8 protein-coding genes and 1 pseudogene are annotated in these 7,976 nt (G+C 66.9%); 3 read left to right on the top strand and 6 right to left on the bottom strand.

Features of this window, described 5'->3' with window-relative positions:
• Nucleotides 1-231: 231 nt before the first annotated feature.
• Complete coding sequence (locus tag LH128_RS30785) at nt 232-1,281, top strand: phosphotransferase family protein (RefSeq protein WP_172705226.1); 1,050 nt, start codon at nt 232-234, stop codon at nt 1,279-1,281.
• Here LH128_RS30785 and LH128_RS30780 read toward each other — a convergent pair.
• A complete protein-coding gene (locus tag LH128_RS30780) occupies nt 1,278-1,901 on the bottom strand; it encodes a trimeric intracellular cation channel family protein (protein ID WP_008833602.1) in 624 nt (207 codons plus the stop codon). The genes LH128_RS30785 and LH128_RS30780 overlap by 4 nt on opposite strands.
• A gap of 87 nt (nt 1,902-1,988) precedes the next feature.
• Between LH128_RS30780 and LH128_RS30775 the strand changes: the two genes are divergently transcribed.
• Nucleotides 1,989-3,290, top strand: a complete 1,302-nt coding sequence (locus LH128_RS30775; RefSeq protein ID WP_327195337.1) for a cytochrome P450 — start codon at nt 1,989-1,991, stop codon at nt 3,288-3,290.
• A 35-nt stretch (nt 3,291-3,325) separates the two neighbouring features.
• Here LH128_RS30775 and LH128_RS30770 read toward each other — a convergent pair whose 3' ends face one another.
• The 5 genes from LH128_RS30770 to LH128_RS30750 form a co-directional block, all read right to left on the bottom strand.
• Nucleotides 3,326-4,288, bottom strand: coding sequence for a quinone oxidoreductase family protein (locus tag LH128_RS30770; RefSeq protein WP_008833600.1), 963 nt, complete (start codon nt 4,286-4,288; stop codon nt 3,326-3,328).
• A gap of 84 nt (nt 4,289-4,372) precedes the next feature.
• Nucleotides 4,373-5,098: a TorF family putative porin gene (locus LH128_RS30765; RefSeq protein ID WP_051211612.1), complete on the bottom strand. Its 726-nt coding sequence runs from the start codon at nt 5,096-5,098 to the stop codon at nt 4,373-4,375.
• A 53-nt stretch (nt 5,099-5,151) separates the two neighbouring features.
• Entirely contained in the window at nt 5,152-5,583 is a 432-nt protein-coding gene (locus tag LH128_RS30760; RefSeq protein ID WP_008833598.1) for a hypothetical protein, read from the bottom strand.
• 110 nt (nt 5,584-5,693) lie between these two features.
• Nucleotides 5,694-7,160: a DUF4403 family protein gene (locus LH128_RS30755; protein WP_008833597.1), complete on the bottom strand. Its 1,467-nt coding sequence runs from the start codon at nt 7,158-7,160 to the stop codon at nt 5,694-5,696.
• 68 nt (nt 7,161-7,228) lie between these two features.
• Nucleotides 7,229-7,573 (bottom strand): endonuclease domain-containing protein, encoded by a 345-nt coding sequence (locus LH128_RS30750; protein WP_008833596.1) that lies wholly within the window; start codon nt 7,571-7,573, stop codon nt 7,229-7,231.
• A gap of 51 nt (nt 7,574-7,624) precedes the next feature.
• Between LH128_RS30750 and LH128_RS30745 the strand changes: the two are divergent.
• A pseudogene (locus LH128_RS30745) lies at nt 7,625-7,976 on the top strand (transposase); the annotation flags it as partial.

The following is a 7,976-nucleotide window of genomic DNA, read 5'->3' as shown; positions in this document are numbered from 1 at the left end:
GGCCGTGAACGGCCCGCCTGTCGCTTCGATGCCTTCCGCATGAACTGCAGCTAAAGACCGCCACCGGTCCCGGATCGAATCCGGGGCGACGGCAATCCCGCCCGGGCGAGGCGCGCCTTGCTTGACCGCGCGAGCTTGCCAGCATATCAATTATCGCGAAAATAAATTCGCGATACCGAACTATCGATATGCGCTATCGAAATTCAGGCATCGCCGGGTGGGAGAGAGCCTGTGTCTGACGTGATCGTTGCCCCCGAAACGCGGGATCTTGCCGAACTGGCCGGACGCCTCGAACATTGGCTCGGCGGTTGCTTGCCGCGCGCCACCGGCATCGCCGTCACCGATCTCGCCTATCCGCGCGGTGCCGGGCAGAGCCATGAGACGGTGCTGTTCGATGCACACTGGACCGAGGGTGGGCAGCCGCGCACGCAAGGCTGCGTGGTCCGGATCAAGCCGCGCACCTTTACCGTCTTCCCGGACAACCTGTTCGACGAGCAGCACGCGATCATGAAGCTGCTGTCGGACGAAGGACTTGTCCGCGTCGCCAGGCCGCTGTGGTTCGAGGAGGACCCGTCGATCCTCGGCAATCCGTTCTTCGTGATGGAGAAGAAGCAGGGCCGCGTGCCCGTGTCGATCCCGCCTTATGGCCGCGAGGGCTGGCTGCACGACGCCGCGCCGCAGCAGCGGCGCAGCGTGTGGCGCAGCGCGGTCGAGCAACTCGCGGCGATCCAGCGCGTGCCGGTGGCGAGCGCGGGGTTCCTCGGCGGCAAAGGCGCGGCGGCGCGGGGGGTGGCGCAGGAGTGGGATAAGTACCAGCGCTTCACCGCCTGGCTTGAGGAGACCGCGCCGCAGCCGGTGCTGCGCGATGCGCTGGCAAGGCTGGAGAGCGCATGGCCTGCCCACGATCCCGAGGGGATCGTCTGGGGCGACGCGCGCATCGGCAACATGATGTTCGACGACGACTTCCACGTCGTCGCGGTGATGGACTGGGAACAGCCCTCGCTCGGCGGCGCGCTGCACGATCTCGCCTGGTTCTGCACGTTGTCCGAGACGATGCACGGCCGCAATTCGACGTACGGTGCGTATCTCGAAGGCATGGGCACGCGGGAGGAGACGATCGCGCTGTGGGAAGAGATCAGCGGCAAGTCTGCGGCGGGCCTCGAATGGTACGAGGATTTCACCCAGTTCAAGATGACCTGCACCGGCGTACGCCTCAGCCAACTGCGCGGCACTGCAGGAATGGATGAAGCGGCGATGCGGCGGCGGTTGAAGGTGGCCTAATCATCCTCGCCCGGATGGAGCGGCAGGCCCAGCGACCAATGGATCGCCGCACCGCGTAGCCCGAAGCCAGCGATGACGGCGATCGCCCAGGTCATCGCCGGGGACAGGCCCGCGGCGATGCCTGCTGCAGCGACCCCGGAGGCGAGCGCGGCTGCCGTCACGTAAAGTTCGGGCCGCATCAGGATCGAGGGCTGGCCCGCCAGCACGTCGCGCACGATGCCGCCAATGCAGCCGGTGATCACCCCCATCAGCATCGCGGGGACCGGCGGGACGCCCCAATGCAGCGCCTTGATCGTGCCGAACACGGCATAGACCGCTAGGCCCAGCGCGTCTGCCCACTCCAGGATATGTCCGCGCCACCAGCGGACCGGCGTGAACCACGCGAGCAGCGCTACGGCGAGGCACACCGGCGCCACCAGCGGGTCGTGGACCCAGAACACCGGCGCTCCGATGAGCAGGTCGCGCAGGGAACCGCCGCCGACCCCGGTGATCAGCGCGAAGAAGGCCACGGTCACGAAAGTCTGGCGCAGCTGCGCGGCGGCGAGGGCACCCGTCAGCGCGAAGACCGCGATGCCGACAAGGTCGAGCGCAGGGGGCAGGGCGGGGGAAGGCGGGATCATGCCCCGGCTCCTAGCACGCAGTGCGCCGCTTGACCCAATCGGATTTTACGATACACAAAGGATCATAAAAGTATGGGAGCGAGATGCGTGTCCTACGAGAAGGCCGACTGGTACACCGACATTGCGCTGGTGGACGATCCGCATGCCTACTTCGACTATCTGCGTGCGCAGGGACCTGTCGTGCGGCTACCGCATCGCGGCGCGGTGGCCGTCGTGGGTTATGAGGAGGTCGTCCAGGTGTCGCTCGACACCGAACATTTCTCGGAGATCAACGGCGTCACCGGCGGCATGGTCGACCTGCCGTTCGTGCCGGAGGGCGACGACATCGGCGACCAGCTGGAGGCCCATCGCAGCAATATCGCCTTCGCCGACCAGATCGTCTGCGAACAGGGCACGCGCCACGCGAACTTGCGCTCGATTCTCTCGCGCCTGTTCACGCCCAGCCGGCTGAAGCAGTTGCAGCCCCGGCTTGCGGCCACGGCGGAGGGGCTGATCGACGAGTTCCACGGCGACGGGCAGGTCGATATCGTGCGCCAGTACGGCGGGCCTTACGGCGCGCTGGTGATCTCCGACCTGCTGGGCTTGTCCGAGGCCACGCGCGCTCGTTTTCGCAAGTTGCTGGAAGGGGCGATCCCCGTGCCGATGGATGCCACGCACGAGGAGATGATGAAGAACCCGCTGGTCCCGGTGGGCAAGGAACTGTTTGGCCTCATCGCGCGGCGACGGATTGCCGGTCATCCGCTGATGCGGCCTTTTCGCACCTTGCTGGCGCGGGAGGACATTCTGGGGGAACTGGCGAAGGCCACGTATCCGGATGGCTCGAAGCCTTCGCTCGTCGACGTGACGGGGCTGGCGGCGTTCCTGTTCGGCGCGGGGCAGGACACCACCAACCGCCTTCTGGCGAACGGTTTCAAGGTGATCGCCACACGCCCCGACATCCAGACCGAACTGCGCCGCGATCCCGCGCGCATTCCCGACTTCGTCGAGGAACTGCTGCGCTACGACGGCTCGGTGAAGAGCGCGGGGCGGCTCTGCCGCAAGACCACGACGCTGGGCGGGGTCGAGATCAAGGCGGGCACGCCGATCCTCATGAGCCACATGGCCGCCAACCGCGATCCGGCGCGCTTTCCCGATCCTGCACGGTTCGATATGGACCGGCCCCGGATCAAGGAGCACCTTGCCTTCGGACGCGGCGCGCATACCTGCATCGGCGCGCCGCTGGCCCGGCGCGAGGTGGCGGTCAGCATAGAGCGGCTGCTCGCACGCATGGGCGAGATCCGACTGTCGGAGGAACACCACGGCCCCGAGAGCGCGCGCCGGTTCGAATACGAGCCGACGTATGTGCTGCGCGCTCTGAAGTCGCTGCACCTCGAATTCGATCCGCTGTGACCATTCCTCCCCGAGCTTGTCTCGGGGAGGATAGGCTAAATCCGCATCACCACACGGCCGAACGGATGCCCCTCGGCAACGAAGCGGTGCGCCGCCACGGCTTCGGCGAGGCCGAATTCCCGCTCGATCGGCATCGCCAGTTCGCCTGCGTGGACTTTCGCCAACAGGTCCGCCAGCAGGGCGTGGACGCGCGGGGTGTGCATGTCGCGGCCGAAGGAGATGCCGGTGACCTGCATCGCCTTGCGGATCAGTTCGAAGAACCCGAAGCTGGGCAACGTCCCTTCCGCCGCGCCGACCACGGCATAGCGGCCGTGCCCGCGCAGCGCCTCGACCAGAGCATCCTTGCCCGCCCCGCCGGCAAGATCCAGCGCAAGGTCGATGCCCTTGCGCGCGGTGATCTCCTTGCACCGCGCGGCGATGTCCTCCCGCCGATAGTCGATGCCGTGCGTCAGGCCGAAAGGTTCCACTCGGGCAAGGCGTTCCGGGCTGGAGGCCGTGCCGATCACCGTAGCGCCCGCCTGCGATGCGAGTTGCACGGCGGCGAGGCCCACTCCGCCCGCTGCGCCCTGGACCAGCACCGTCTCGCCTGCGACCAGTCCGCCGTAGGTGAACAGCGCATCGTAGGCTGTCCCGAAGGCGATCGGCACCACCGCCGCGAGGGCAAGGTCCATCCCCTCGGGCACCGGATAGGCGTAAGTTTCGGGCACCGCGAAGAGTTCGGCATGGCTGCCGCTCCAGTTGAAGCCGACCACCCGGTCTCCGACGGCGAAGCGCGTCACTTCCGCGCCCACCGCCGCCACCGTTCCCGCCGCCTGGTAACCGGGGACGAAAGGCGTGTGCGCAGGCGGCGTGTGGATTCGGTTGAGCAGGTCGCCGCCCTCGATCGAGATGACCTCGACCCGGATGAGGACGGTTCGCGGGCCGACTTCCGGATCCGGCTGCTCCCCGAAGTGCATGACCTCGGGGCCGCCGTTCTCGTTGTACCAGACTGCCTTCATCGCGCTCTCCCGTGCGTTTGTCGTCGCCTAGTGCCAGCCCGGCGCCCTGCCGCGCATCTGGTCAATCGGAGAGGGCGTGCAGGTTCATGGCGTGAAGCGCAAGTAAGCCATCACGCGCGAACCGTAATGCCGATCGGTCCAGCGCGAGAGCGGATCGACCTCGTCCTTCCCGATCGAAGTGCCGGAATAGCGCAGCCCCGCCGCGAAGTTGGCATCGGTGTATTCGGCGCCGACATGGTGATCGAGGTAGTCGCCGCCCGGTCGCAAGCGGGCCGCGCGCGGATCGCCGTTGGAGGAACCGCTGGTGTGGCCCACACCGCCGTAGAGCGTCACCGGCGTGCCCGGTATGCTGGCCGAAAGCTGCGCGTCGAGGGTGAGGTTGCTGCCGCCGATGGCATCCTGCGAGGGCGCGAACGCGGCGCCCAGAACCAACTGCGCCGGGCCGAGCGTGCGCGCGATCTCGCCGGTCAGCTCGGCATAGCTGGTGCCCGCGCGGCCGACGAAGACATTGCCACGCACCCCGGCGGACAGGTTCCACCCCCCGCTGCGCAAAGCGTAGCGCGGCGCCAGGGTCAGACCGATATCCGCGCCGCCGTGCCGTGCGCTGCCGCGCAAGGTCACGGCATCGAGGTCTATTCCGAGATCGTAGGTGACCGGCACCGAGGCAGAGACGCCGAGCGCGGCCTTGCCGTCGCTTCCGCTCAAGCCCCGTTCGCGGTGATCGGTTTCGGCCTCGAAGGATACGGTGGAACCTGCCGATTGCGCGTTGGCATCAGCAAAGACGAGGCCGCCGCATACCGCGACGGCCATACCGAGAAAATATCGCATCCGATTGATCTAGCAATCTTTCCCGGCAGTGTCCGTCAGTTCGCGGCGAAGTGATGCGCGGCGTCGATAGCAGCGAGGGCGTGCTCGCGGTCGGCGCTCGCCGCTTCGGCTAGGTGTGCGGTGATGGCGGGGGTCTTGTCATCGACGAGCCGGGCCAGTTGGGCGTCGCGGCTACGGCAGTCGCCGGGCAACTGGCGGGTGAAGGTCTCCTTGCCGGGCAGCGCTGCGGTCAGGGCGTGTCCGCCGTCGGCGATGACACGCTCGACCGAGACGGTCGCGGTCATGACGCAGCGCTGGGTGCTCTGGCGGGCGGGCGGAGCGATACCGATCGTGCGCATGCTGGTTTCGACACGGGCGCGGTAGTCCACGCTGTAAGTGCTCCCACGGTGATCGACGGAGACGCTGTGTACGGGCGCGGCGGTGGCGGCGAGAGCGCCAATGAAACCGAAAGCGGCGAGCAGGCTCATGTTTCCTCCCAAGACGTGCCTAAATATTAGGCAATAATGCACAATCCTTGTGCAAATGGAGGTAGGTGGCAAATGCTGCCGGCTTGTTGCCGAACCGTGATGATGTCTGTTCAGCGTGTCACGGTGATCGACGCCGTGCCGTCCGCCCAGACCGGCAGGTAGAGCCCCCGCCCCGCCGCCTGGATGCGGCCGGTGCGGGTGCGGGTTACCTCGGCGCGGATGACGAGGTCGCCTTCGCGCTTGTCCTCGATGGCGCGGCCGATCTTGCCCAGGAGTTTGCCGTAATCCTTCTCGAAATTCTGCGCCAGCGCGCCCGCGATCGTCGCGCTCATGCCCGGCGTGTTGGCGAGGCGCAGGATCAGGTCGCCGCCGCGCATGTCGGTGGTGCCGCTGACCTCGAAATCCTCGAAGCCGATCCGGCGCGAATCCTCGGCATTGACGGGCACGCCGGTCATCCAGACGGTGCCTTTGGTTGCACCGAGCTTGCCCGCCTCGTCACGCGCGGTGAAATCGAGGCCGACGGCGATGCGTCCGCCGGTGATGCCGTAGATCGTGGCCTTGTGGAAATAGGTACGCACCGGGCCGACGCCGGGCACGGTGAAGGGGCGTGTGGAGCGCTTGCGCAGCGCCTTCATCAGCACCGGTTCGAGTTCATGGTAATCGGCGACGACCGGGATGAAGAAGGCGAGGCGACCGGCCTGTGCTTGCAACGGCTTGACCGGCGGCAGCGGGGTCGGCGCGGGATCTTCGGGACGCCGACCGACGAAGGTTTCGGTCACCGCCTTCACGCCGAGGCGCAGCAGCATACGTTTGCCGTCGAGTTCGTAGCCGCCGTACTGCAGTTCGGTGGGTTTCACGCGCATCCACACCGGCGGGTTCTCGCGGTTGAGCGACAGGGTGGTGAAGGCCGAGTTCCATGCCTGCTCGACCTGGCGGCGCAGTTGCAGGCGGCCGAGCTGGCCGGGCAATTCGCGCTCCAGCTTGGCGATCACCGGCGCCAGCTTGCGGTCGGCCTTTTCGGTGAAGTCGATGCGCTGGCCGAGGAACTCCGCATGCGGCGAGTTGGTCCAGTCGTAGCGGATGTCCACGGTGCCGCGCGGCGTCCAGTCGTCGGCGAGGGTGATGCGCACGGTGGCTTCCGCCACGGCGTCGGCGGTTGCGGTCTCGCGCTTGAGCATGCCGCCGATGTCCTCGGCGCGCAGGACGGCGTGGAGCGGCATCGTCAGGCGGATTTCCTTGCCGCGCCCGGCGAAAGTCATCGGGCCGCGGGTCACCTCCCCGACGATCCGGCACTTGAGCGCCGGGGTCTTGAGGGTGGTGATGCCGAGATCGACTTGCTTCGACTTCACGCAAGTCTGGCCGGGCTTGTCGATGGTCCAGAGGGTGCGGGGTATCTCCCGGTCGAGCGCGGCGGCGAGTTCGGTGAGGTCCGCCGTGACCGGGACGGTGATCAGCGAGGCCTGCGGTTCGATCCGGATTTCGTCGTGGGCGCGGGGCGGAGGCTGGAAGCGTTCGCGCTTGCAGGCGGTGAGTGCGAGGGTGCCCGCCAGAACCGGCAGGATAATGCGCAAGGTCATGCGTGGAACGCCCCGTGGAACCATAGTCGCGGTGAAATTCGCGAGCGGCTGGCGGGTTCCAATTCAGGTTATCGTTGGCAGGTGCTTACGATTGCGGCGACGGCGGTTTCAGGTGTGCGCAGTACCTCGCGGGCGGGGATGCGGATGATGGCGATGCCGTGTTCGCACAGCCAGGCGTCGCGATGGAGGTCATGCTCGGGGTTCTCGCCCATGTCGTGGATCATGCCGTCGATTTCGATGCCGGTCTTTGCGGAGGGGCAGTAGAAATCGAGCACGTAAGGGCCGATTGGATGCTGGCGGCGGAACTTCAGACCCATTGGGGAGCGGCGCAAGTGTTGCCAGAGGATTACCTCGGGCGGGGTCATGGTGCGGCGGAGTTTGCGCGCGCGACGGATCGTCTGGATTGGCGGCATGCTGTCCCCCTCCACCACCGACTGCGTCGGCGGGGCCCCCCCCCCCCCCCCGCCGACATTCAGGACCGCGACGGTGCTGTCGATGTCCTTAAGTCCGTACGCAAAACGCTTCCCTTGGCTGCGCCATGTCTTTGCAGATGGAGGCTATGCCGGCGACAAGCTTCGTGCCGCCCTGACCGGCTCGGGTGCCTGGACGATCGAAATCATCAAACGTTCGGACAAGGCGAAGGGCTTTCAGGTTCTCCCTCGGCGATGGGTCGTCGAACGCACCTTCGCATGGCTTGGCCGATGCCGCCGCCTTGCCAAGGACTGGGAAACCACCATCGCATCCTCTACGGCATGGGCGACGATAGCTTCTATCCGCATGCTTACCCGCAGAACTGCAAGGTATTGCTACGGTTGA

It is taken from the genome of Sphingomonas sp. LH128, from assembly GCF_000293195.2.
GTDB lineage: Bacteria > Pseudomonadota > Alphaproteobacteria > Sphingomonadales > Sphingomonadaceae > Novosphingobium > Novosphingobium resinovorum_A.
Note: the sequence above shows the minus strand (reverse complement) of the source record. Positions and strands in the feature narration are given on the sequence as shown.